The organism is Paraburkholderia fungorum (genome assembly GCF_046026025.1).
Classification (GTDB): domain Bacteria; phylum Pseudomonadota; class Gammaproteobacteria; order Burkholderiales; family Burkholderiaceae; genus Paraburkholderia; species Paraburkholderia fungorum_E.
In genome coordinates this window covers 1-26,177 of record NZ_JAQQFL010000045.1, presented here as the reverse complement: position 1 = coordinate 26,177, position 26,177 = coordinate 1, and the positions used below count along the sequence as shown (strand labels likewise).

Genomic DNA, 26,177 nt, shown 5'->3' with positions numbered 1-26,177 from the left:
CTTATGCTTTGCTCGTGTCAGGCCGCAGCGCCCGGATCACCACGGTTTCGATATCGTTGCTTTTCTGCTCGACCGTGTGGCCCAGGTCGTCCGTGACTCCGCTCAGGCGTGTGCCATCCCCACGCACGATCTCGTAAGGGTGGTTTTTGAGCGGGTCGCCGGTGATCCGGTCCCGCAAGAGATACTTATCGTTGAACGCCGGCTTCTCGAGGCTATTCATATGCTCGGCCACCGAACTCGGACCCTGCCGGCTGAACGACGCCGACTTGATCGTGCGTGCACCGCGCGTGCCGTCCTCAATTCCTTGCGGGGTAATACGGATGTATGAGCCCCCGCACTTGAGCATCAACTCGGTCTTCGCGTCGATCTCGATGTTGCCGTTATTGCTCTTGAGCGTCAGGCCGAGTTCGGAGAGTAATCGCAGCTGATCGGTGAGCGCCTGGATGTCGATCGCACCTTTCCCGGCAATCAGTTTCATGCCGGCACGTTGAACGAACACGCTGATTTTTTCTGCGACGCTCGCAACCAGCGATTTGCCGACGGCCCAGTACGTGTCCTTACCGCTGACGAAGTTCAGATGTTCGTCCGCGACCATCTGCGACGACGCGTGCGTGGTAAAGCCCATGCTCTCTGGACTTGATCCGAGCATGACAGGTTTGGCAAAGGCATTGGCGTTTCCTGTCCCACCGCCTGCGGTATTGCCGCCTTTGGCCACGCCCTCCTTGCTGTGCTGGGTCGCCTTCGCGAACTGTGAAAGCGCTTCGCGGCCAGGCTTCATATCCTCGGCCTTAGCGGTCGAACTTGCGGAGGACAATGACTCGACCAGCAGATCCGCACGCGCCAGGATCTCGCGTGGCGCGGTGGTATCAAGCGGCTGACCGTCGGCGCTGATTTGGTGTGTGCTGAAATACAGTCCCTCGCCCGCATGGACGGCACCCGCATTGTCGGTACGCAGGGTGAACCCGCTGCCGGTGTACGCGCCGCGTGAATTACCGTCCTGGACGATCTGGTAGCCGAGATGGAGACCGCTCATGCCGTGGCTGCTCATCATCCGCATGCGAGGCTGCCCCGTGGAATCATCCATGACGTGCTGGTTATAGCCGCCACCACCGCCATACTCCCGGGACTGATAGCCGGAAAGCAGGCCGTTCGAATGCCACTGCGGCTTCGCCGCGCCGTTGTATACGCGATGCAGCGCGATCGGGCGGTCGATGTCATTCCCTATGTGGCCGATCAGCAGTTCTTCACCCGCACGCGGCATGTGGACGCCACCGTAACCATCGCCGGTATCGGACTGCGCGACCCGTACCCAGCACGATGCACGCTCATCGCCTTCATTGAGCCGGTCCCAGATGAAGAGCACCTTCACCCGGTTCAGTTCATCGGTGTAGCACTCCTGTCCCTTCGGCCCGGTGACAATCGCAGATTCCAGTTTTGCTTCGGGCTTGCGATGTTCGAACGGGCTCCGGTACGGCACCTTCGTACGCTGCGCTTCGACGGCGACCCGGTAGAACCCCGTGGAGCCGTCCGCGTGGCTCGCGTTGAAAATCTGACCCGGGTCATCGGCGCGGGCCTGTGTGAGCTGATGACTCAGGCTGTGTGGGTAGTTCGCTTCGTGCCCGGCGAGCGGAAGATTGTTCTCGATGACCCACTCGACCTCGATGCTCGCGAATTCGTTCTGGTCCGCGGCGTCGTGGTCATGCTCGGGATGACCGGTCAGTGTGAAGCGCCTGCCCGCGTCCATCGCGCGCAGGCTACCCACGCCGTGAAAGCGCTTGGCCTGCGCCTCCCATTCCTCCATGCGAATCTTCGACAGGTGATCGCCGCGGTCCTGTTCCGGGTACGTATAGCCGCCGGTGTATTCATAGACTTCGGTTTGCGCAGGCAACGCTCCCTGATTCGCCATCGTCGGAACGGACGTCCCTTTCGGATTGGAGGGCGCCGAAGGACTCTTATAGTCGAAAGTACGCGTCGACAGCATCACGGATTGCAGCGTCCGTGTGCCCGACCATTGGGTGAGTGCATCGGCCTCACTGCTCACGCCCGCACGATAAAAGTTGATCGTCGCAGGCGTGAGCGGCTCGAGCGTTTCGAGGCGGTCGGTAATAACCAGTGTGTGTGATTTGCCGTCGGCAGCCTGTTGCCAGATTCCATACAGGCCTTCGGACTCCAGGAGGCGGTGCACGAAGTTCCAGTCGGTCTCGTCCTGTCTGCAGTATGAGCGCGCAGGCAACGGTGCCGACAGCGCGAAACGGAACATCCCTTTTGCCTGCGGATGCTGGTTGAACACATCCGAGATGATTTCGTCCGCTGCCTTGCCCTGCCAGTGTCGTTGGTCTCGGCGGAACTTCAGGAAGTGCATCCACGAGGAAAAGCCCAACTGGTAGCTTGCAAGATTTCCGTCTGCTCCCAGCCGACGGGCCGTGTGCACATAGCCGTGATGGGGCAGATAAGACCCATCAGTCTGTTGGATCCAGAGGGTAACGGCTTGGGAGATCAGCGTTTTGAGCTGAACGTCGCCCGAGGTAGATACGCAGTCGAGCAGGAAGAAATAATCGCGGCCGATCAGTGAGCGCCCGGTGACACGGTGGGGCAACAATACGTTGTTGCCAGCCGGAGTATCCAGTTTTAGAAGACGGCCCTGCTGCGACAGTCCGCCCGTTATTGCCCCGATTATGTCCTGCGTGCTCATACCGCCTCTCGATTATTTCTGTTTTCCCGCGCGATTTTACGTATGACGATACTGCCACAGCAATCAGATAATTATGAGGAATTGAAAAATCGGAAATTGATTTAATGCGAATTGAATATAAAGGTGAATGCCGGACTGCAAAGACATTCACTCGGACTAGCGTGCATTGGATGTAAATTATGGCGGCGACGCGCTCGCGCCCGGCGTCGTCAATGCAGCGACCGTAAGGGCGATGCCGCGGCCCGTGCTGCCCGAGGCAGTGACGCTGGATGGCGAGCCGGGACGGGCACCGATGGCCTGCCCGCGACCGCGGTTTGCATTTCTTCGGGCGGTTATCGCTCAGGGAACAACGGGTCTCACCTGTTTCCTGAAGAGATATGCACTTCTGTTGACGCGACGATATGCGGTTATGTTCTAACCTCACAAATGAGGGACACTATTAGTTTCGGTTAATCGTGCCTATCAGTTTCCGTTAATCAGTGGGCGCCTCGAAAAACTCCCAGCGAATTCATAGCGTTACGTCCTGCACCGGCCCCGACACACGTTACCTTGGCCGCACCGCCTCCGCGACCGAGGAGAGCAAAATGTCGGGCGACGCAGGAGCACTATTAATATCCATTAATGGCCGCCCGCTCTGCCAGTTCAGATATCTCCGGCGAAGCGTGCGTCGTCATCAGGGTTGTAGACGCCGAGCCGTTGCTCGTTGACGGACGCCTCGACATTCCAGTCAGGCTTGGCGCCAAACATCACATGCGCGGCAATTTCAGCATCTCGCTTCTCGGCATCAACCTTGGCTTTGCGATTGGCTACTTTGGCTCCTTTAGCCGTTCGTCTCGGCTTCAGTCCGTGGGCATCGGCCATGACTGCCTTCATCCGGCCCGGCAACTTTTGTTCTCGAGCCTTTACTTCTGTCTCATAAGCGGCGGCTCGCCCGCGCAGACGATTCCGCTGATGCACCAGCCAGATGTTCGTTCCATAGTGGCGCCGGTATTTGGGCATCATGTTCAACACTCGCTGCTGTCCATCCTCCTCCACCCATATGAGAAACCGGTTGGTATCCGGATGCGGCTTCACCACGATTTGCATTCTCTTGGCTTTGCCTGATGGAGTCGATACATTCATCTCCCACATCCGTTGAAGCACCGCATTTGTGTACTTCGCACCTTCCCACTTAACAGCCCCGCCGGCGGCGACCTTGATTGGCTTCGATGGAAGAAGCTTCGAGTATGTCTCGCGAGGGGACCATTCGATGGCTGCGTCGGCCAAGCGCTGCTGCCGGAGTTCGTCGAAGTACGCCTTGGGGCTGTAGGTAGTCATCTTCTGCGCTAACTTCTCCGGCAGCCGGTCGAATATGTTTCGTTGGGTGTTCCAGTCGTGGATATAAGTCAGGACCAGCTCCACGAATTGCTTGAACTGCACCTTCGCCCACCTTTCGGAGTGTGACTTGGCGTCTTTGTCATGCGAGGAAGCTGTCCGCTTGTAAAAGCCGGGTAGTTCGGCAAGTGCATCTTGTATCGCACGATTGAACGACTCGACGAGACCTTTGTCCCTTCCCTTCCGAGAGCGCGCGATTCTGATACCAATCTTCATCTCATCCGCCAGCGGACCGCGGAGAGCTTGGGCGATGCCTGGCCCGCGGTCAAACCTTGCTTCATCGCAGCAACCGCTAACAAACCCTTCGGCGAGGGCCTCCAGTCCGAACGTGTGAAGCAGCTCGTCCTTCGGTACGAAGGCGTTGAAGAGACAGTTGCGATATCCATTGGCCGACTCATTTTTGGTTGTGATGTGGACGCCGACTATTGCGGATGACTCTACGCACACCCCGATGATTACGCACGCCTTGCCCATCTGATTCAATACGTGGGTGCCCCAGAGCAATTGCGCGTTGAATAGCAGCCCGTCGAACTCATAGATATCAATTCGACCGCGCGTGTGGTCGGAACTGTGCCCAACTCTCGCCTTTGCCGCATCCCAATCGTATTCGCTGTCAAAATATCGCTTGAGTACATGTTCTCGGAAGATTTCTCGTCCAGTCTCCAGAAACCGGCGTTTGCGTGGGAGCCTTTCCAGAGGAATCGGTACCGCCGTCTGAACGCCGTCAATTTTTTTTGTCTTTACAAGGATTTCGTCCCGAAATTCAACCCACAGAGTCGACAACCGATACTGGCCAGCGAGCCCAACCTTGCCCTTCTGTTCGTGGATTTCCTTCGCTCGGTTGACGAGGAAGTCTCGCCAGAGCTCATACAGCTTCGGTGTCATTCTGGAACCACGAAGATGAGTGCTCGGGTCCTCTTTCCAAGTAGACAGCTTTGGACCAGGCTTCCGCGTGTTTAGGTAAAGACGCCTCTCCCGAGTGACGCCCTGGTTAGGTCGCAGGGTGAGCAACGCGTTTGGCACCGCTCCATACCAGTAAAAGGTGGTGAGAAGACGGCGGATTCGCTGCTCGCTCAGCTCGCTTTCCTTCGCAGCCTGTTGGATTAGGCTGGTTCGGAATTTCGCGTCGAACAACATACGCTTTGCACCAATGGCAAGCATCACCCCGATTTTCGCCATCCTGTCATCGCGCTCTGACATCTGCCGTTGCATCTGCCTTGTCGTAGCGTCTTCGTTCCATTCGCGCATCCACTTGGGGCACACGCATTCATCGACAACGGACCAATTACGCCGGTTTTCGAAAAGGCTCTTACGGCCCCTAGTTTCTGGCAATCGCGACGAGGGGACCTTTTCGTTTGTGCTGACCAGTAGAAACGCAATCAGGTCGCTCTCAGGGTCCCATCCGAGATACCGCAGGAGTTCTCCATTCTTCGCTTTGTGTTCACGAATGAGTGCACCGGGTCGGAATGGCTCATACACAAACGCTGACTCGAACGTCATATCAGAATCCCCATGGCGCCTGTTCGGGCTCATTTCTAAACCGATAGCAGCCATCCGCTGTAAGACGCAGCGGCGCGCAAAGCTCGAACACGTACCGGTGGTCAATCCTAAGAAACCCAAGGTATATCGCCACGCAGGTCAGACGGAAGACGTGATGCCCGTCAACGCCCAACTTCTTCGCGAGTTTCCCTAACACCTCATTCACTGACCCCTCTCCCCGCTGAGACTTCCAAAGCGAAGCTACGCTCTCTGCATCGCGTGAGAGAGGGAAGACATCACTTCTCCTGATGTGCTTGAGGATGTACTCGTAGTTGTCGTACTCATTTATGGAGAAATAGTCCTTCGTTACGCCTTCCCACGTGCCATTGATGCTCTCGTAGAACGCCTGTTCTCGCTCAGCACGTCGAATGACTTTCGGCTTTGTGAACTCCTCGGGCGTATCTTTGCAAGAGAAACCATGCTGCAGTAAGGCGGTACCATTGTCTGGTAGGTATGCGACGTCTATGTCGATAGTGGCGGCGAAATGCGCCCAGATTGGCTCGCCTCCCGTGTAAAGCTTGATGAAACGTGGCGCGTCATAGAATGGCAAATGTGTGCGAATCGCTCTCACCCGAGAATTGAAATCCGCGAAGTGCAAAGCGATACGCTCTGTTTGAGAGTGGTAAACGCATGTTCCTTTTATACCGACATAGATACCGGACTCGCCGGTCTTGCTGTCAGTTGGTCTTTTCGTTTCGGGCAACCGGTAAGGGAACCCACGGCTATCTTCTTCCGGCATTGGAATGCCCACCAAGTACGGTGTGCTCTGGGGCTGCTCGAAGAATTTCATCGGTTGCACGTCTCCGGTCGGTTCGTCGGCATACCCAAAATATCCCGCTGACTTCTTCGCTCTGCATACTGCGCTGTTGTTTCTTCGCACTCGGCAATGGCAGTCATCGTGAGAAGCATTTCTGCTCGGTAGCGATAGATGCTCCGACTATTTATCCATCCCTCAATCAACCGTGTCCGCGTAATCCGGAAGGATGGAAGATTACATTCAAACTGAGCGCGCCTTCGTCGAATTTCGACTGCGAAAGCCGCGTCACGTCTCGCGACTTCTTCTTGGACGCGGACTGGATTGCTGCGGCGGATTCGACGGGGGGGCAGAATCTGGTCGGCAACGCCCGGAACAAAGCGGTTCAATGCGGCGATGGAGTGCCCGACTGCAACCCACGCTTCCTTCCTTGATGCGCCTGGATTTTGTTTGAAATATGTCGTTACCCGTTGCAGATAGCGTCCAACAAGTCGCTCATTCGCGCCGCGGTCGGGTCCTGTAGCATCGATGTTCGTGGGACTTTTCAACTCCAAATCAGTTAGCGGTATTGCTTCATGCATCTCGCGCCTGAAATCCTCCAGCGACTCATAGAAAGCCGCGATAAGAACTGCGTTCTGCAACGGATTTCGAAGTGGCCGCTTTCCGCGCAGAAAATCCGTCAATGCAGCCGTCTTGACATGAAGCCTGTGTCTCTTCAACACCTCTCGGTCAAGTTTCGCGTGCATGAATTCTTCCAATCGTTTGACTAGCACGTGACGCTGAGTCAGCAAACCCAGCATTGCCGCCCTCTTTCTGAGAACGAATTGTGTGTGTCTAGCGTCGAGCGTAAGGTTATCGGCAACCTCAAAAATGAAATCAAATGCCTCCGCGACACGCATTTCAGTCGCGACAATCCTTTCGTTCGTAAGGTCTATTCGAGAGGCAAGGCTCCCGCCACACCGGCAACGTAAGTTCAGAGCATTAAAAGTATCTCGTGGTGCATCCTGTCCGCGGCAGTTCACGCACGTAGTCAGTATTGCTGTTTCGTGTCTCGAACAGACTGTAAGATTGGTAAACATCCAAGCTCGCCTCACAAATGCTCGACGATGTGCACGTTCGTCGTCTCGAAGGCATTCTGGGCAGACCCCCACACTCCAGCTTGGCTCATAAGACGGCCCTTCTCTCTGTCGCGCCTTACAGGCGAGGCCGGCGGTCGACGCAGTACTCCAAACGGAAGCAAACAACGTATGCCTATAAACATCGGCATAATCGGATTTCGGAAGGGTTAGCCTTAAGACCGGCAATATCGTGTTTTGCTTAACCAGTTGTGGGGTAGAAGGCAGCGACTCGCCAATTGCGTCTCGGATAATTTCAAGGCGTGACGGCAGGAGCGGCGATACCACCCGCACTGCGAACCCGATATTTTCGTTGAGTGCTCTCGCCTCCACGTCGCCGGCGAGGATTAGCATGTTGTGGAGATAGCTCGAAAACGTCTCGTTTTGAAGGATGGGGAAAATTCTTGCGCTTAGATGCAAACCATTCATGTGTGATTCTTTCTTCAACAGATTTTTAAGGTTTTAGTTCCGACCCAGTCTGGCCCGTGTCATGCGTAGCCCGGCCCAGCGCAGAGCTTTCCAGCGCTCGCAATAACCTTGCGGTCCACCGAATTCGACAGCTGCTTCGGCTACCCTACGCGCAACGAACTCACCCTCGTTCTCGACAACGACGCGCAGGAGAGCTTTCGTCTTCGGGCCGCATGAACTAAGGTAGAAATCCGACAGGCCGGTTTCGAAGCCAACGCGGTGAATCGAGACCCGAGGAAAGTGATTGCTTTTTGCTCTTGCGTGCAAGTTTCGGATTGCGGCCCGTGCTTGTGCCTCCATGTGTCGCCGCTTGCGCGGCTTTGCATGGTTCGCCGGCGTATGCACGTCTGCGTTCGTGTACTGAAGTATCAAGCGCTTGTCGGCGCGATACGCACGAGCGTAAAGAGCAGGATTCTGTTTCCGTAGTTGCGTAATGGTTAGTTGCCTGTTCATCACAGCAGCAACCCCCAATGATTTGCGTACGGCGGCTATTCGGGCGGCCCTCACAAGCTCTGCGTCGGATTCGCGTAGTCCAGCTGCTTTTAGCGCCCGATAGACGCTGCAGACAGATACGCCAAGCATCGTCCCGATAGAGGGAATCGACATACCCGACTTGAACAGATTTCCAATTTCGGCTCTGACGGAAGGGGCGAGTAGAGAAGGCTTCAAGCGGACTGGAAGTCCGAGCTCGAGAGCCCGCGTAATGAATGTGTTGACAGAAACCCCGATTGAATTCGCGGCAGCCGTGGCATTACGGTTGGCGTCGAATGCCGCCCGTACGAGCGTCTCAGGCAATGGTTTCCTTCCGTTCGATGTCGCGCTCACGACTTGACCGGAGGTACAAGCTATTTCGGTCAGCGACCAATCCAGTAAGCAATAGAGAACTGGGTGCGGACAGCCCGTGTCGTTCATCAAGCCGTTTATCGTCCGACGGAGCAACTCATCATCGTGGCAAACTGTATTGAGTCTGGCATCCGGAAGATGCTCCGAGTGAAAAGCATTATGAGCCTTCACGAACTGCTGCCAACGAACCCTTCCGCACTGCGTGACGAATCCCCGTTCTTGCATCGACGCTTTGAAACCACGAACCAGGTCATCACCACCCGTTAGGTTTTCAATGAGATGTTGAGTGCGTTGTGCAAACTCGAGACTCCTGAGGTTGCTGGAGGCACTGGTCGCACAGATGCATTCGCTTCCGAACAACGCTCTGTTTTGGGCTTCATTCAGGCGACACCCATGTGTCGGACACAGCGAGACAAACGGCGCCTGGTGGACTACGAGCGTGGGCCTGCACCCTAATTCTTCCAGGTGCCTCTCATCACACTCGGGGCAATGAAATATGTCATAAGGATTTGGCTCGAGGTTGACGGGAAGACGACAGGGGCGAATCGGACCGGGACGGCCGTAAATAAGAATTGAGCGCACTCGCGCTCGGGTATTGTCATTCGCGCAGCAGGTCCAATAGCCATATAGAGTATGGCCTTGTCGAAGGAGCGCATCTGGAGTCGCGCCGTCTGACTGCAGCTCATCACATAGCTTTGCCAGCGGCGAAGGCATTGCCTCAAGTGGGCGATGTTGTCGCCCCATCTGAGCTTTAAACGCCCAAAATTCTGAGCGGTACCCAGACAGAACTGCAGCGCGACGCACGAAGCTCGGTACGGTCTCACCAGCAACGAGCGTTGGTCGCCGGAGGCGGCTGAAATTCTCCGGTGTCGGATGGTGAGTCTGGTTGCGCATTTCAGACATCCCAGACTCCCATTCTGCGGTAGACATCCACCGACAGAAAATCAGACCACGCGCTTCCATCTGGCTTCTTTGCGGCAGCCCCTGTCTTCGTGGAGAAGAACGTACAGAGATAGGATGCGACGCGCTGCAGTTGGTCCGTCTGCCTCGTCATTGTTTTGGCGACGTCTTCCAGCAGTCCTTCCGGCGTTTCCCGTGGTTTGCGAACTGCGGCAAGGTGCAAAAGGCGATAGAAAAGGTTCAGTGCCTCCCGACTTCCATGGGCGCACATAGCCGCACAGTCCAGAACTTCGGCAGGCACCAGATTCACTGGCTTCCACATGAGGCTTTGATTGAATAAATGCAAATTCGCGTTGCCATGAAACGCGCTCGAGGTATCCAGCCATTGGATTTCCTCGTTTCCACCACTGGTGAGGGCTCCAAACAGGGGACCCATATGAACTATCTGTTCGTAGATTGGCGCGGTACAGGTGAGGACAACAGGTATCCCGGTGTACGTCATAAATTCCTGCAAAAAGAGCAGTATTGCTTCCGATTTTTCGGGATGAAAATTGCGCGAAAACGCGCCGCTGACAATCAAGATTCCAACGTTCACGATGCTGGACAATGCCATGACGAAGATTGGCCTCGTTATCTTTTTCGCTGTTGGCCGGAACAGTGCTTTGAAATAGGAAGACCTCTGCAGGTTGCCATCAAACGTCGAAACGAAATTCGCATAGAACTGGTCGACAGTTCCGCACGATGGCCACAGCACAGTCATTGCTGGCCAGTAGGGGATATCTTCTCCGTCGACCGACTTCACATAGTTTAGGGACGCACCGAGGGCGTCGGCCGCACGCTCAACAAATCTGAGACCGGCTGAGCCGGATGCGCAACAGAGCAGGAATCCCTTCCCACAATGCCTCGCTTTTGGCATCGCGACGAGGCTCACAGACTGAACTGCTCTTGCGAATCCTGTGTAGCGCATCGCAGCGGCTGGGCTGAGTGGGTCCGCATGTTGCCAACTGGTTCGAATAGCGTCGTGGAAATCACCGTATAGCGATTCCTCCATTTTCGTCGGGTAAAAGCTTTCGTCTATCCGTTGAAGAAGGCTAACCTTTTCCGTGGGCGACGCCGCGAGCGCTTCCGCAGTTGGCACTACTCCGACAGTCCGCAACAGTTCTCCTGCTCGCGTGCCCTTCGGTCGCTCCGCATAGAAAGCAACCAACGGATTGCTTCGAACGATTGCATCAGAACGGCACTCAATGGCGCGTACGGAGTTGGTGGGTGCGAGATTACTCATCGCACCCCCAGATTGCTGGATACAGCCCGAGCCTCTGAAGCATCGCGTCCGTGACTTCAGCAAGTTCAGCTGTTATGCAGGTACGACGGTGCTTTCGTTCTTCCGGGTCGAGCGCATGTAGCGGTTGGTTTGCGCCAGAATTGCGCAAATGTGTTCGGACAGACGCTCTCGAGTTGCCCGTCTTTGTTGCGAGATGCGTTTGGTTGCGTGCCTCGCGTCCCTCGTTCAGACGAGAACGCACGGGGCGAATGCGTGCAAAGCCGTGGCAGCTTACATCGATAGATTGATGAGTTCGCGCAGCAAAGCCACGTAGCCGAGAGTGTGGCGGGCAATTGCCGGGAGGCGTTACTTCGCGGGAAGCGCGATGTTCGTCCAAGACGCCGTTAATGCTAGTCGACATACAGTTCTCTACTTTCGCCCGGCGCTTAAAAAGCAAGCGGGCAGGGGTTGACACAACCCACCACATATGAGAGCCTCCGCGCGCGACCACGGTGGTATGCCTCATACGAGGTGTGCCATGAAAGCGGAGGCTCGGGTGCCAGCCCTCCTCCGCTTTGTCTTTTGCGGGATGAGTTAGTCGTATGGCTTTTCCGTACGTGTACTCCGTGTGCAACAAGCAAGGCGTCAGCCTAAAATTTCTGCTTGACAAAAACTCAATATGAGGTATAATTCGACGCCGATTTCCCCGGCGCGGATGGTACCCTATTCGTTGCCCGTTCCGCAAGTCCGCCTCAACGGCTGAACTCTGTGCCGCGCGTCACGCGCAGCCCCCGCTCTACGCCCCCCCCTCTATCATTTGCACCGCCAGCTCAAGCTGCTCGACTAACGTCGCTGCGCGGTAAGCACCGACTCGCTCCATTTGCATTGCAGGTCGTCGGACTGCACTTGAGCAGTTTCCGTGCGTGCGCTAGGCGTTTCATCGCACTCTCAATACAATTGAGAGGCCAGTGGAAAAGACGCGCCGCATCCGCCAGCGTCCCGCGACCAGCTCGCCGAACGAATTTGGCGACTTTTATGTCGTTTACGGTAGCTCTTTTTTCTCCAAACACAAGGAGTTTTGTGAGCGAGGAAGATACGCATTGGGCTAATCTGGCCTCCCGCGTCGTTCGCGTCGTGCTCGCGCGGAAAGATTTTAGTTATGCGACCTTGTCCGAAGCGCTCGCCGCCTTGGGAGTTATCGAAAGCGAGCGTTCGCTTGCCTCCCGGATATCGCGCGGGAGAATTAGGCTCGCGTTGCTACTGCAAATTTTAGATGCGACCGGCGCCAAAGCCCCCCGCTTGTGGGAGGCGGCTATCATGGCGGATGGCACGTGGGAAGACCGTGCCGCCGCTGTCGTTTTGGCGGAGCTGGCTCGTCATCCCACTGTGACTCTTCCTGAGTTGGCGCGCCGGTTAGTCTTGCTGGGCGCCGACCTCACTGAGAAGACGCTTCTCTCTCATCTGTCGACAGGGGCGCTTTCGCTGCCTGCTTTTCTTCAGTGCATCGTTGCGCTCGGCAGCTCGAGCTTAGACTGCTATCTGGACTACGAAGACCTCGTCTTGGCAGTTGCGATTGACCGGCGATGACCGCCCCCTCAGAATTGCCTTGCCATTTTTTTACCGATGACTACACTCGTATTCAGCGATTTTTATCGCTGATTTTCTTCGCCACCTAGCATAGCGTCGCGCTTTTCCGAATATTTCCGGATGTGCCGAGTCCCCCTGCTCATCCACGTCGCGTAGCACCCGCATCATCCGGTACATGAGGGCTCTCCAATGACAATGCCAGACGAGCGCACGAAAGCCGTGATAGAGACGCGCAGGTTTCTGCAAATGCTTGAAGCGGCTGATGAAGTCCACATCCCCGGCCTTGTCCAGACCGTAGCGGCCGCGCTCCTTAGGCACTATCCGCTCGACGTCGACCTTTCGGTGTCGGCTTCGACGCTACCGGGCATTTGGGCCCAGCCAGTAATCGGCCAAGGATGACTGCGCCACGACCATAGGGAGGGGTGAGCAAAATGGAAATCCACGATGATGTCCCTGCCAGTTTTCCGCGAGACACGATGCCTCCAGTTGTCTCCGGAGACCAATCAAATCTCTGCGCGGTATTGGTCGACGGAATCTATGTCACGGGGCAAACAGATACGGCGAGATTTGAGCGCTGGCTCATCTGCGAAGACCTTGCAAACGAGCTCGTTCCTATTGTGCGCAAGGAGGGAGCGGCGTATCCCCAGCATTCAAATGACCGGACTCTCGACCGCATATGCAGTTCCGTTGCACGCAAGGCCGGGATATCGCTAGACGAATTGACGTGACTCGCTCAGCGCCTACGAACGCTAGTCGGTTCGTAAGGCACAGCCGCAGCTATCCACGCTCCACAGAACCAGCCACTTGATGTGTCGCCACCATGCCTGTCTCTTCGTCAGCTCAGAACAACGGCACAATCCCGCTCGCATTCAATCTGCAGACGCTCGGACGGCTGGTGAAAGACACACGTTTGCGCTGCACGCTCAATGTCCGCGACGCCGCAGATTCGATAGGGGTTTCGTCTGGCGTACTCGCTCGTATCGAAAATGGAGACGCGGTTGGGACTGAGCGCCTGCTTAAAGTACTGACGGGATTCGGCTTAGCCATCCTGGTTATGCCCAAGCGCGATGCGGATGCCGTGCTCGAGGCGCTTGGCCATTCCGTGAACTGGTATGGCGTCGCGGCGAAACAATCACCTTCCACGAAGAGCGTCCCGAGGTCGCGCCTCGTATTGGACAAGACGACCCCAACACTTTTCGTCGACTACGACGGGACCCTTCACGCGGGCCATGCGCTCATTGATGCGAGCGGCCAAATTACGCTCGACTCCGGACGGACGTTGTTCGAGTTTGCCCCACTGCTGATTGAAATGCTGAAGCCTTATCCGTCGGTCGAAATCGTTCTCACAACATCTTGGCTACAAACACTGCCGGAAGAGAAAGTGATGTCTTTCCTGCCAGCAGAACTGGCTCGACGTGTAGTCGGTACTACTCAAGGCAGGAAGCCCCGATTCAGCTATTTGCTAGACGGCACCGGCCGCACTGACATCATCACCTGCTACGCGTTCGGAAAGCGCTTGAAGCATTGGATGGCGCTCGATGATTCCGTGTTCAGCGCTCATCGATTTGGGCCCGAGCCCGGCGAGTTAGTGCGAAATTTTGTGCTTTTGGATTCCACGCACGGCATCAGCGATGAAGCGGCACAGCGGCGAATTCGAGAGTGGCTCGTCGAAGTACACAAGGACTGCAGCTCGTAGTTACGCCCGAAGAGTTTGACGGGGCGTAGCACAGAGGCAGCCAACGCAGCGTTGGTTTGCCAATTTCTCAACCGGTATGTGACGGGGGGAACCGCGGATGCTCAAAGTAACTGTCGAATTATGGCCAGGCGGCCGCGAGAGCGGCAGTCGGGTGTTGGCAACCGCAAAGATTGGCCGAATTAAAAGTGGTTCTCTCGCGGACTATAAGGTCGAACTAAGCGAGGACCCGCATGGGAAAATATGCAGTTCCTTGAACGACTACCCACGCTACGCCTCCACCCTATGGGACCTCGTAGCTCGCGCAGTTGCGGTCGCGCTGACAGGGAAGGAGGAACTGCCCCCGCGCCCCCAACAACTCGATGTTCCCGTTCGCATCTCCGGCAATACTCAGTATGTGCGCTTTCGGGAGATACCGGAACCTGCGCGAAGCCTGTTCAAAAAACGTATGGCGTATTCGACACGCCCATTAATTGACGAGGACCCGGAGCCCATGGAATGCGCTTACGCGTGGGACTGGCGCGATTTTCTGGACGGCGGCAGATAGTGGCGTCGACGTTGGCTAGGCGCGCCTTCACATGAAGTGGCTATTCCGTTTCGCTTCATCGCAGAAGAATATCGATTGCGTCGCGAAATGGTTCGGGGGGGGCCATGGCGGTGTTGGCTCTGATATCTGCTGTCGTCCTGTTGGTCGCCATGATTTTCAAATAATCGCGACGTATGGACGCCGGTGATGGAGTTTGCGTCTTACTTTCATCGGCTCCATCGTGAAGCAGATGCATTCGGGAGGTCCGGGATGAACGTCGAAGACGTAGCCAGTTACCTTTTTGTCAGTCAAGTGCACGTAAAGCGGCTTCATGAGCGTGGCGATTTGACCGGAACACTCGCTGACAATGGACAGTACCTTGTCGACGACGCGTCTGTCGAATACTACCGCGCACGACTGGAGTTCGCCCGAAAGGAGTACTTCGACTCGCAGGAAGAAAGTCATGACCTGCGCGGAATCTGAGAAGCGCGTGTGCATGGGTGGCTTGAGCACCGAGCGGTCGACCGCTGTGAGCCCCCGGCCATTACAGGGTGAGAGCACTGTACCGGCAGCCTTACCGCGGTGGGCTGCCAGGTTGATTTTCGCCGTCGGTCGTCAGGCGCTTGAGCGCTTTGTGTCGCCCGCATGCTGAGGCGGTTCGACCCATCGCTGCGGCGCCCTTGCAGCTTCGGTCTGAAGGCGACGCAATACATCCACGAAATCGATAATCGCGGTGGCAGCCCTTTGTTCCAGATGGGATTGTTCCCGAAGGTCCGAGGCGTGCATGTCACCGAAAACGATTTGGTCCAGTATATGAACTTCGAAATGGAATCGGGCTTCTGCGGTCTTCCCCATCGTTTGTTTCGCCACCTGCCAGTCCTCGGTGATTTGTGCGACGCTCGCTGCTGCCGCTTTGGCAAGAGCGGGCTCGATTTGGCCTGATTCTGTCTGAGACTGCGATTGACGGACGGACTTTGCCAGGCCGCCATACCTTGCGAGGAGACCCTCAAAAACGACGAACCACAACTGGCCGCCGAACGCCGGTATCGCCAGGCTGGCGGGCGTCTCCGGCTGCTCAGCCCTCGCGCCGGAACCGGACGGCGAAGCGTCCTTGTCGTCGACAGCAGGGTTATCCGTGGTCGGCGCCGCGCGGCCAAAAAGGACACCTTTGCTCAAATATCTCATCTTGATGCGTACCAGCCATAGGGACGCAAGAAAGCCTATTGCTGGCACAACCAGCATTGCTGGGTTCTCCTGCGCGAACGACAGAAATCCGCTCATGGTTTCACCAGTTTGGCAATGGCCAGCATCGTCGCCGGCACGTAAAACGCAAGAGTCTCGGAACCTGATACCCCGATTGCCTTGTTGAACGTGAACTCTGGCCACCAGACGGGAAGGGTCCCTTTTATGGAATGGACGAGGATGACCGCCCAAAGGAGACTTCCCACGATGAACCATCCTCCCGCGAGCAGTAGCACACCCGCATTCCAATTGTAGTCCCTGCGCCTGCGCGCCGCCTCCGTTGACTCTCCCGGCGCAGCCGGTTCCGGCCGCGGTCCGACGGAAAAGCATGGCAGGAGGGCGGCAAGTCCGGCTGCGGCTAACGCCGGTGGGAAGAACTGCGGGTCATTGTCACCTGCGGCGCCCCGTAGCGTTGACTCGAACGCACCGAGCAAAAAAGGGAAGAGGAATCCAAACGCCAACGAGCCAAAATTCCAGACTTTACGCAGGTCGAGCATGGCCTTTCCTTTGACTTACGGGCTTATTGGCGCACTGCTTAGGCGGGCTCTATATTCGCACGGTAGCGCGTAATGCGGCGTTGCCGCGCGCGGCGGGTCTGCCCCGATAGACCGTTTTCTTTGTGCGCTAGGGCACGGACTACGTCTTCGATGGCGCTCCGGCTTGCCAAACGCCGTCCATCGTAGCTTCTGCCCAGTGCGAGTCGACAAGATGAAATGAAACCTCATTCAATCGGCCTGACTCGTCACCTTCCTAACGGCGTGCGCCGTACTTCCCGACGCGACCATCACTTACTACCTGCCTAAATCCCAAACAGCGATACCCTTGGGGATAGGTAGAAGATGTCTAAAGACTGCAGGACATCAACCGCAAGCATGCGGAAAAAGGGAGCGTCTCGCTCGGGAATCCGCCAAAGCTGGCCGAAGGCGACCCCTTTACCCTTCTTCGGCCTGAGTCTCTACGATGCGACCCGGCGGCGTGTGGCTGTCCGACTCCGCCACCTTCAGCCCGAGACTCTTGAGTCGATTCACGAGTTGGTCAATGCGGTGCTCAATGAAGGTCTTCAGGGCGTCAATCGGCATCGTCTCCTTCCCCGCGAGCTCGAGAATCGTCCTAGGAATGAGGTGGCCCTCCAGGACGTCAGGGAATTTCGGCTGACTGGCAAAGTCCTTCAAGTAGTCCACCGGGTTACGCGCGGAAATCTGAAGGTTGGTGAGCTGGGTGATGTACGCAATATTCATGAGACTGTCGACCATCTCAGCACCTTCCAGCGCCATCTCGCCTTGGGCGGTTTCCACGAACGCCCGTGGGAAGATATGGTGCAGATTCGGGCGGTCTGTCACCTGATAGTAGAGGCTCGCCAGCACCTCGTCATGCGGAGCGTCCCAGTTGCAAGGCCGCTGGCTCGCGAAGAAACCAAGAATCGCGCGATACATGCGAGACTTGGAGTTGTATCTGCTCGACCTGAATGCAGCGCGGTCGATGACCATTTCGGTCCACAATTTTTCACCGCCGAGGGTCAACAGCTCGATATCCGGCCAGATGCTCGACGTACTGGTCAGCAGGTCTCCCTGGTCCAGTGCGGTCGTCCAGAAGTAACGCTCCAAGAGCGCGTAGTCCGGACTCTTCCGCCGAAAAAAGTAGCCCACCAGGACCATGTAGAAGTACCGATAGGGGACGAGGCCCGGCCCATGCAGGTTCAGGGTCCGGTCAAAGAAGCGGAACGTGTCCCGGAATGCTTCGGCTGCATCATCCCAGACCTGCTCAATATGTTCGGGCCGGAGGTCACTCAGGTAGCGGTCGGTAATGTTGCTGATGCCGGAGTCAGGCACGTAGAGCTTCACGATTACCGCGAGCATCTGGAGGTAGTCATGGTCGCTGAGGTGCCGGTACTCGCTCGAAGCCATGCGCGGGTCTGCGCGGAAATCGTCGAAGAGTTCCCGCAGATAGAAGGATGGCTTCTTCTCAGCGTTATCGCGAGGCCGATAGGTCTTGGCAACAACGATGTCGAAGATGCTGAGCGGCCGGCCACCGGTATTCACGCGCTCAAAAATCTGGCAAACCTCGGCCACCTGAATGCCATTGAGCTCAATGAGCGAGAGCTGGTAACTGTCAAAGATGGCCCGGATGCGCCTGAGGTTCACCCTTTCGGGGTGGTTGTACTTCCGGCCGGAATCTTCAAGCTTTGCTTCCACCGCCTCGTAGCGTTGCAGGATAGTTTTCAGTGACACCACCGTCAGGCAGCGGCGCTTTTCCTTTAGCTGCGCGCTATTACGGACCTCCTGTTCAAAGAGGAACCGTTTGCGGTAGCTGTTGTCATCGGTGTCACCGTCGAGCTCTACAGAAAGGTCCACATACAGGTCCGGCTTGAAATCCTCGCGACCGGCAATCGTGCCACCCAAAATGGAAGTGTAGAGCGCAGTGGTCCGCTGTTGACCGTCGAGCAGATACTGATATTCGGTCTGCTTCTCGTGCGGAGATATCAGCAGACCACCAATCTGGCGGTGGCTGTGCAAAGCTACGCCAGTTCGCCATACCAGCAGGCTGCCAAGCGGATAGAACTTGAAAAGACTGTCCCACAGCTTCTTGACGTTTTCGGGCATCCAGACGACGTCGCGCTGGAAGGTCGGAATCTGGTATTTACGCTGCTCCAAGTTCATCAGGAACAGGCTGATGCTTATGCCCTTCGGCACGATGCGGTCTGAGAAACCGGTGGCCTTCGCGCCGATGCCTGCCTGTTCGAGGATGGCAGAGTCGTCCTGAAAATCGTCGTCCTGTCGCTGGTTCATCCTGTCTCGCCGTGTCGTTGGTAGCCTGCTCTCGCTCCGGAACGTCGAACACTAACCGAAACCGCGTCATAGCAGCAACCGGGAGCTGAAAATATCCGTTGATAATGCGTTGCGCCGATAAAATTCAAGCCGGCATGAGGCGCCGTGGACTGAAGTCCGCCAGGCACTATCCGTGGTTATCGACCCAGGCGCGCGCCCAGTCTAATCCCGCGAGCTGAGCCTCTCCTTCCGTATCAAAAACACCGAGTACCCCGGAGGCTTCAACCATCTTTGTGTCGCAGATGATGGTCCCGCTACCTGCGTATCGCTCGGGCGAAAGGATGCTCTCTTGCTGAAGTATGGCGTGACCGAAGATGCGGTATCCGTTGTAGCTTCCCGATTCCATCAGCGCACGACCTCAACATTCGAGTCGTGAGCATCAACGCGCAGCACGTTCCCCTCGGGAGTTATCAGACGGGGAATTTCCGACACGTCAGGAGTAACGCGTCGCGTACCGGTACCGGGAGCACCCTGCTTCACAGCTAGGTTCGTAGCGGTGGCCGGCGAGCGATGCGCCCGTGTTTTTACGAAATGAGGCACACGCCGCTTCTGCGTAAGCGACTTCGGCGCGCCTGCTCCCTGATGCAATCCACCGCGAGCTTCGGGCGGATTCCAGATTTCGGTGTAGTGCTCACCTGCAAGCGCGGACGAAGTACATGCCAGTAAAAGCAACCCGCATCCAACCAGTTTCACTATCGTTTCTCCTTGGCGATGCGATTCAATATGTCGCTGCAGGATACATCCCCTCCGACGCACGAACCGTCGCAACCTTCACAGTAGTGGCGGTCGCGCACGGCGCCGTCAACATGCCAGACATCCGTTTCCACCGGACTAGCGGTACCCACAGAGCGGCCATTTTCGCACGCAAAGAACGTCGGCTCCCCGGCTCGGCCGCGACGAATGGCTTCATCGATTTCCTGTTCGCCAAACGCAGATTTCATGTCGGCGACAAACGCCGCAATCTCGGGCATTGGATGGCTGACGGGCTTGCGAACGCGCATATCCATGAAGTTTCACCCCAAAAAAGTGTCTGTTCGCCGCCACGGAAATCCGTGTAGGATACTGTACATCCATACAGGTATCTGCGCAATCCAATGACTGTCCCGTCCCCCATTCCGGAAGCAATACATCCGTCGCTCTGGCGGGCGTCGCAGCTCGCGCGCGGTCGGGGACGAGTCGTGGAGACTGGGTATCCGGCGTTGTCCGCAGAACTGCCCGGCGGTGGCTGGCCCGTCGGCGCGCTTGTCGACTTGCTGGTCCAGCAGGCCGGCGTGGGCGAAATGCGGCTGCTTCGTCCGGCGCTCAGCGAACTGGGCAAGCGGCCGGTCGCGATGGTGCAACCCCCGCATGTTCCGAACGGACTTGGCCTTGAGTACATCGGCCTTTCCCCAGAGCAACTGATGCAGATTCGGGCCTCAAAGACAGCGGACGCATTGTGGGCGGCAGAGCAGATTCTGCGCGCCGGCAGTTGCGGCGCACTGTTGTTCTGGGCGCAATACGTTCAGACCTCGTCGCTGCGAAGACTGCATCTCGCAGCACAGTCTTCGGAAACGTTGTTCTTCATGGTCCGCCCACTGGCGTCAGCACAGGATGCATCTCCAGCAGTTTTACGACTGGCGCTCCGGCCAGAACGCGACGGTCTGACCGTCGACATTACGAAGCGACGAGGTCCAGCACGCGCAGAGCCTCTGTCCATCCCACTTCAACCAACACCTGTCCTGTTTTCGCACCATGCGCGTATTTCTCGCCGTCCACTTGCCCCGGTTGCAACTCGAGGTCTTCCGACCAAAGTGGCTGCCTGAGCACGCACAGGGCAGCGTGGTCCTGGACAGGGACAAGGTGCTCATCGCTGACGGGGTAGCCAGGTCTGCGGGCGTCCGGGTCGGCATGAAGCGCGGCGGTGTGTTAACGCTCGCGCCGGAGGTAGAGATGTTCGAGCGCGACCCCGGCCGTGAACATGCCGCGCAACGCGATGTGGCAGTGGCGCTCATGCAGTTCTCGCCCGACGTCGCAGTGCTCGAAGAGGCCGTTGTCGTGGTCGACATCGGCGCAAGCCTTCGGCTTTTTGGTGGACTGCTTGCTGTATGCCGGCAGGCGAAAGCGATACTCGAAGCCATTGGACTGACCGCGCGGATAAGTGCCGCACCAACTGGTCAGGGCGCGTGGCTGCTCGCGAAGCACCGGAACCGGCGCGTACTCAAGATTGACTCGCTTGAACGGCAACTGTCCGCGTTGCCACTGCTGTCAGTGCCGGAGGTGCGGCCGTTTGCAGACTGGTTCACAGGACTTGGCTGCGAAACGATTGCAGACGTGCGACGACTGCCGCGTGCCGGGCTGCAGCGACGTTGTGGAGAGCACCTGCTTGATTCACTCGACCGAGCTTTCGGCACGGCGCCCGAATTGTTTGACTGGCTGGAACTGCCTCCAACGTTTTCTGCGCGCATTGAAATGCCAGACCGCATCGAACACGCGGAAGCGGCGGTCTTCGGCGCACATCGCCTCATTGTGCAGCTATGTGGCTGGTTGTGCGCAAAGCAACTGGCGCTCACAGGCGCGACGCTTTTACTGGAGCACGAGCGAGGCAGACAGGCAATTGAACCGACACCCATTGAAATTGCACTGGGAGAGCCGACGTGGCGCGAGGACCATCTTGTACGGCTCATCAAGGAACGCCTTGGCCGGATTGAACTGACTGCGCCAGTCATCGCGCTGCGACTCGATGCATCGAACGTGCAACCGGCAGTACCTGCATCGGACACCCTGTTTCCGGAGCCTGGTGGCTCGGCCGAGGAGCACGCACGTCTAGTCGAATTGCTGGTCGCACGACTTGGTGAAGAAAACGTACTTCGGCCTGCACCGACTGCGGATTACCGACCTGAGATTGCAAATCGATGGGTCCCCGTTGCGAGTCGGTCTAAAGGCACCACACTGCCTGAGGGCCTTCCGCGACCAACCTGGCTGCTGGAAAAACCCGTGCGCCTGCTGATGCGAAAACATCGGCCGTTCTACGGGTCGCCGCTGCGCATGGTGTCGCCGGGTGAACGCATCGAAGCCGGGTGGTTTGATGGCGAACTGGTGACACGCGACTATTTCGTCGCGCAAGGTGAAGACCAAAGCTGCTTCTGGATTTACCGTGAGCGCGTCAGCAGTCGTGATGCGGAAGAAGACCAGCGGTGGTTTCTCCACGGCCTGTTCGGATGACACGCCATGGATTCCTCGTTCACTATGCTGCCGGCATATGCCGAGCTTTTCTGCTTTTCTAACTTTACGTTTTTGCACGGTGCTTCTCACGCAGAAGAGCTGTCTGAGCGTGCGGCGCAACTGGGCTATTCAGCTCTGGCAGTAACCGATGAGTGCTCGCTGGCGGGCGTCGTGCGTGCGCACGTTGCGGCGAAGAAAGCAAAGCTGCCATTTATCGTTGGCTCATACTTCCGCCTGGCGAACGCTGACGGTTCGCCCGCGTTCGGGCTGATTCTTCTGGCCAGAAATCGCGAGGGATACGGCAACCTGTCTGAATTGATTACGCTAGCCCGTACGCGCGCACCGAAGGGGGAATATCGCCTTACTCCGCAGGACCTGTCCCGACCCGACAGGGAAAACCGGCATCTGCTCGGCATGCCCGATTGCCTTGCCATTCTCGTGCCCGATTTTCCCGCGAAAGAAGACGTTCTTGCGGCACAGGTCGAGTGGCTCGATGACACGTTCACTGGGCGGGTGTGGGTAGGTCTAGTGATGCACCAACGTGCCATGGACGATATTCATCGGGGTGCGGTGGAATTCGTCGCCCGCAGTCAGGACGTACCTGTTGTCGCGCTTGGCAACGTTGTCATGCATGTGCGCTCGCGAAAACCTCTGCAGGACACGATGACGGCCATCAGGGTTGGCAAACCTGTCCATGAATGCGGTTATGACCTTGCGCCCAATGCTGAACAACATCTCCGCTCCCGGCTGAGACTCGCGAATTTGTATCCAGACGAAGCACTTGCCGCAACGGTTGATATCGCTTGCCGTTGCACGTTTTCTCTTGATGAGCTCCGTTACGAGTACCCGGACGAATTGGTGCCAGCCGGCTTCACGTCGGCGGCGTACCTGCGGCAAGAGACGTACATCGGTGCCCAACGACGCTTTCCGTCGGGAATCCCGCACAAGGTCCAGGAACAGATTGAGCACGAACTAGACCTCATAGCGGACCTGCAATATGAAGCGTACTTCCTCACGGTGTACGACATCGTGCGCTTTGCACGTAGCCAGCACATCCTTTGCCAGGGTCGTGGCTCGGCTGCCAATTCCGCGGTCTGCTTTTGCCTCGGAATCACAGAGGTCGACCCTGCTCGAGGCAGTATGCTTTTTGAGCGCTTCATCTCGAAGGAGCGTGGTGAGCCGCCAGACATCGATGTCGATTTCGAGCATCAACGTCGCGAAGAGGTAATCCAGTACATCTACCGCAAATATGGTCGCGACCGGGCTGCGATTGCTGCCGCCGTTTCGACATATCGACCCCGCGGCGCGCTTCGCGAAACTGGCAAGGCGCTCGGCGTTGACCCACAGATAGTTGACCTGGTCGCGAAGAGCCATCATTGGTTCGACACGAGCGAGGACCTGCTCAAACGCTTTGCAGAATCCGGCCTCGACCCTGAGAAGCCGCTTATCCAGGCGTGGGCGAAACTGGCGTCGCAGTTACTCGGATTCCCGCGCCACCTGTCACAGCACTCGGGCGGCTTTGTCATCAGCCGCGGCAAGCTCACGCGACTCGTGCCGGTCGAAAACGCGGCAATGGCTGACCGCAGTGTTATCGAATGGGATAAGGACGACCTCGAGGCACTTGGCCTTCTAAAAATCGATGTGCTCGCGCTTGGGATGCTCTCAGCTATCAGGCGCACACTCGACATCGTGTCAGAGCAGCGCGGTGAGCGATTTGAAATGCAGGACATTCCGGCAGAGGACCCGAAGACGTACGAGATGATTTCCGCAGCCGATACTGTCGGCGTTTTCCAGATTGAATCGCGTGCCCAGATGTCGATGTTGCCGCGGATGCAACCTCGCACGTTTTACGACCTCGTCATCGAGGTAGCCATCGTTCGACCAGGCCCAATTCAGGGCGGCGCCGTACATCCCTATTTGCAGCGCCGGCAGGGTTTCGAGCCTGTGACCTATCCGAGCGAAGCGTTGAAGACCGCATTGGGCAGGACTCTCGGCATTCCGATTTTTCAGGAACAGGTGATGCAGGTCGCGATTCTTGCCGCGGGCTTCACCGCCGGCGAGGCTGACCAACTGCGTCGCGCGATGGCCGCGTGGAAACGGAAAGGTGGCCTCGAAAAATACTACGACCGCATCGTCAACGGGATGCAGGAGCGCGGCTACGACCTGGCTTTCGCCGAGGGTATCTTCGAGCAGATTAAAGGATTTGGTGAATATGGCTTTCCAGAGAGTCACGCGGCGAGCTTCGCGTTGCTTGTGTACGCGAGCAGCTGGCTGAAGTGTCACGAGCCGGAGGCGTTCCTTGCTGCTATGCTGAACTCACAGCCCATGGGCTTCTATTCACCATCACAGCTCGTGCAGGATGCACAGCGACATGGAGTCAAGGTCCTGCCAGTTGATGTGACCGTGAGCGGTTGGGACTCAGCATTGGTCAAGCTCGTCGACATTGCGCGACCAGCAGTGCGACTCGGTTTGTCTTTGCTTCGCGGCATGAAGGACGGCGCTGCGGAACGCATTGAGAACGCACGCGCGGTTCGGTCCTTCGAGAGCGTCAAAGACATGGCTCGACGCGCACAACTTGACCGGAAGGACCTTCACGTACTCGCTGACGCCAACGCATTGGCCTTGCTTGCCGGCAATCGTCATGAAGCGCTATGGCAGTCCGTCGCTGCTGTTCCGGACAAGGACATGCTCGCTGTTGCGACGGTTGACGAAGAAACACCCGAGTTCGGCGCGCCGACTGAAGCTCACGATATCGTCGCTGACTATCGGTCAGTTGGTCTGACGCTAGGCCGGCATCCGCTTGAACTGCTGCGGCCGCAGTTGCTTGCGAACCGCCTGATGCCAGCATCGACTCTGCGCACATATCGCGACGGGCGGCTCGCACGAGGGTGCGGGCTTGTTACCGTGCGTCAGCGTCCGGGCACAGCAAAGGGCGTGCTTTTCGTTACTTTGGAAGACGAGACGGGCAACGTGAATGTAATCATTTGGCCGAGCCTCTTTGAGAAACAGCGGAAAGAGGCGCTGGGCGCATCTCTACTTGCGGTGTACGGGACCTGGCAGTGTCAAGGAGAGGTTCGACATCTGGTCGCACAGCGGCTTGTCGACATGTCACCTCTGCTGGGTAGTCTCACGACCGCGAGCAGGAATTTTTGTTGACGCGGCACCACAATGTGAGCGCCTCCCTATCACGAACTGGGGTGGGGCTCGTTTCATGCGCAGCAGCAGACGGTCGTATGACTACGTTGTTCCGCCGCGCCGTTGCTCTCGATGGGTTGCGTGCTCTGTCAGCAGCCGTCGCATCGTGGTCAGTAAAATGTGCCCATCTACGGGCTTGCGAAGGAAACCGTCGTAGCTGATGAAGGCTGGCGGGCTAGGTTCTCCGGAAACCAGTATGAAAGTAACGTCAGCTAATCCGGGGAGAGTGCGCAATCGGTGACAGAGTTCACTCCCCGACATCACCGGCATGCGCCAGTCGGCGACCACTATGTCTACAGGGGATTCGATGAACATTGCCAACGCTGACTTGCCGTCGCTCGCCGTCTTCACTTGAAATCCGTCTGCGATACAGTTCGCCTCCCATGCTGCAAGGGTTTCCGCTTCGTCATCTACCAGCAGCACGCTTGTCATATCCGGATATCCGAGCGACCACTTGTTCTTTGGCAACTGAATACCGACTAAAGTTTCACGCGGCCTGTCATCCAAACCGCATATTCGTTGCGGTCGCCTTGCCGCGGAGAATGCGTATCATGGGAGCAGGAAACGGAGGCGTCCATGTGCTACTCGGCTCAAATTCTGGCGGACTACAGGAAGTTCGTGCGCACTTTCGGCGCCTTGATGGACATCCACGAGTTCGCACGCCTGTTTTTCGAACGCGCAGAGGGCACCAGCAAGGCAAAAGTGCCGAAGGCAATGGAGGATGCGTTTGCTCAGCCTCAGACCGAAGCCGAGCGAGAAATCAAGGCTCTCATCGAAAAGTTCAACGCCGAACAGACATCGAAGCTCGAGCAGGACCTTTTCAAGCAGCGCAAGCGACTGGCCGACGCCGAACGAACACTTCAGACGAAGGTCACGAAGGCGGCCGCCGAAAGCCAGCGAATCGCCACCGATAAAATCGAGTGGACCCGCGGCAAACTTGAGGACATTCAGCGGACTGAGCC

At 57.2% G+C, this 26,177-nt stretch carries 19 protein-coding genes and 1 pseudogene; 8 read left to right on the top strand and 12 right to left on the bottom strand.

Translation table 11 applies throughout. The features are described 5' to 3' along the window. Window position 1: 1 nt before the first annotated feature. From PQR67_RS34175 to PQR67_RS34145, 6 genes are all read right to left on the bottom strand, one after another. The gene (locus tag PQR67_RS34175; protein WP_408467214.1) at window positions 2–2,692 is read right to left on the bottom strand and encodes a type VI secretion system Vgr family protein; all 2,691 of its coding nucleotides are present in this window, start codon (window positions 2,690–2,692) and stop codon (window positions 2–4) included. Between the two features lie 642 nt (window positions 2,693–3,334). Next, window positions 3,335–5,278 carry a TnsB C-terminal domain-containing protein gene (locus PQR67_RS34170; RefSeq protein ID WP_408467213.1) on the bottom strand — a complete coding sequence of 648 codons (1,944 nt, stop codon included), beginning with the start codon at window positions 5,276–5,278 and terminating at the stop codon, window positions 3,335–3,337. Window positions 5,279–5,567: 289 nt separating this feature from the next. Further along, window positions 5,568–6,395: a PDDEXK family nuclease gene (locus PQR67_RS34165; RefSeq protein WP_408467212.1), complete on the bottom strand. Its 828-nt coding sequence runs from the start codon at window positions 6,393–6,395 to the stop codon at window positions 5,568–5,570. Then, on the bottom strand, window positions 6,392–7,903 hold the full coding sequence (locus PQR67_RS38295; protein WP_507022009.1) for a TniQ family protein: 1,512 nt from the start codon (window positions 7,901–7,903) through the stop codon (window positions 6,392–6,394). Before PQR67_RS38295 ends, PQR67_RS34165 begins: the two co-directional genes overlap by 4 nt. Before the next feature lie 33 nt (window positions 7,904–7,936). Continuing rightward, window positions 7,937–9,679, bottom strand: a complete 1,743-nt coding sequence (locus PQR67_RS34150) for a TnsD family Tn7-like transposition protein (protein WP_408467243.1) — start codon at window positions 9,677–9,679, stop codon at window positions 7,937–7,939. 1 nt (window position 9,680) lies between these two features. Beyond that, the gene (locus PQR67_RS34145) at window positions 9,681–10,967 is read right to left on the bottom strand and encodes a hypothetical protein (RefSeq protein WP_408467211.1); all 1,287 of its coding nucleotides are present in this window, start codon (window positions 10,965–10,967) and stop codon (window positions 9,681–9,683) included. A 1,014-nt stretch (window positions 10,968–11,981) separates the two neighbouring features. Between PQR67_RS34145 and PQR67_RS34140 the strand changes: the two genes are divergently transcribed. From PQR67_RS34140 to PQR67_RS34125, 4 genes are all read left to right on the top strand, one after another. Then, entirely contained in the window at window positions 11,982–12,533 is a 552-nt protein-coding gene (locus PQR67_RS34140; RefSeq protein ID WP_408467210.1) for a DUF6471 domain-containing protein, read from the top strand. A gap of 189 nt (window positions 12,534–12,722) precedes the next feature. Continuing rightward, entirely contained in the window at window positions 12,723–12,932 is a 210-nt protein-coding gene (locus tag PQR67_RS34135) for a BPSL0761 family protein (protein WP_408467209.1), read from the top strand. A gap of 421 nt (window positions 12,933–13,353) precedes the next feature. After that, entirely contained in the window at window positions 13,354–14,229 is an 876-nt protein-coding gene (locus PQR67_RS34130; RefSeq protein ID WP_408467208.1) for an HAD domain-containing protein, read from the top strand. A 793-nt stretch (window positions 14,230–15,022) separates the two neighbouring features. Further along, window positions 15,023–15,235, top strand: a complete 213-nt coding sequence (locus PQR67_RS34125; protein ID WP_408467207.1) for a hypothetical protein — start codon at window positions 15,023–15,025, stop codon at window positions 15,233–15,235. Window positions 15,236–15,367: 132 nt separating this feature from the next. On the opposite strand, the gene PQR67_RS34120 is transcribed toward PQR67_RS34125, so the two are convergent. The 5 genes from PQR67_RS34120 to PQR67_RS34100 form a co-directional block, all read right to left on the bottom strand. Next, entirely contained in the window at window positions 15,368–16,033 is a 666-nt protein-coding gene (locus PQR67_RS34120; protein WP_408467206.1) for a hypothetical protein, read from the bottom strand. Further along, on the bottom strand, window positions 16,030–16,491 hold the full coding sequence (locus tag PQR67_RS34115; protein WP_408467205.1) for a hypothetical protein: 462 nt from the start codon (window positions 16,489–16,491) through the stop codon (window positions 16,030–16,032). The genes PQR67_RS34120 and PQR67_RS34115 overlap by 4 nt, the downstream gene beginning before the upstream one ends. Before the next feature lie 435 nt (window positions 16,492–16,926). Then, a complete protein-coding gene (locus PQR67_RS34110; RefSeq protein ID WP_408467204.1) occupies window positions 16,927–18,780 on the bottom strand; it encodes a GmrSD restriction endonuclease domain-containing protein in 1,854 nt (617 codons plus the stop codon). A 166-nt stretch (window positions 18,781–18,946) separates the two neighbouring features. Further along, window positions 18,947–19,165 carry a hypothetical protein gene (locus PQR67_RS34105; RefSeq protein ID WP_408467203.1) on the bottom strand — a complete coding sequence of 73 codons (219 nt, stop codon included), beginning with the start codon at window positions 19,163–19,165 and terminating at the stop codon, window positions 18,947–18,949. Window positions 19,166–19,511: 346 nt separating this feature from the next. Continuing rightward, window positions 19,512–19,826, bottom strand: a complete 315-nt coding sequence (locus PQR67_RS34100) for a hypothetical protein (protein WP_408467202.1) — start codon at window positions 19,824–19,826, stop codon at window positions 19,512–19,514. Between the two features lie 87 nt (window positions 19,827–19,913). Between PQR67_RS34100 and imuA the strand changes: the two genes are divergently transcribed. Genes imuA through PQR67_RS34085 form a run of 3 tightly spaced genes read left to right on the top strand, consistent with a single transcriptional unit; the run spans window position 19,914 to window position 25,176 of the window. Then, a complete protein-coding gene (gene imuA, locus PQR67_RS34095; protein WP_408467201.1) occupies window positions 19,914–20,621 on the top strand; it encodes a translesion DNA synthesis-associated protein ImuA in 708 nt (235 codons plus the stop codon). Beyond that, window positions 20,551–22,020: a Y-family DNA polymerase gene (locus PQR67_RS34090; protein WP_408467200.1), complete on the top strand. Its 1,470-nt coding sequence runs from the start codon at window positions 20,551–20,553 to the stop codon at window positions 22,018–22,020. The genes imuA and PQR67_RS34090 overlap by 71 nt, the downstream gene beginning before the upstream one ends. A 6-nt stretch (window positions 22,021–22,026) precedes the next feature. Further along, complete coding sequence (locus PQR67_RS34085) at window positions 22,027–25,176, top strand: error-prone DNA polymerase (RefSeq protein WP_408467199.1); 3,150 nt, start codon at window positions 22,027–22,029, stop codon at window positions 25,174–25,176. A gap of 81 nt (window positions 25,177–25,257) precedes the next feature. On the opposite strand, the gene PQR67_RS34080 is transcribed toward PQR67_RS34085, so the two are convergent. Then, window positions 25,258–25,647, bottom strand: a complete 390-nt coding sequence (locus PQR67_RS34080) for a response regulator (protein ID WP_408467198.1) — start codon at window positions 25,645–25,647, stop codon at window positions 25,258–25,260. Between the two features lie 144 nt (window positions 25,648–25,791). On the opposite strand from PQR67_RS34080, the pseudogene PQR67_RS34075 reads away from it, so the two are divergent. After that, window positions 25,792–26,177: pseudogene (locus tag PQR67_RS34075) on the top strand (SOS response-associated peptidase family protein); the annotation flags it as partial.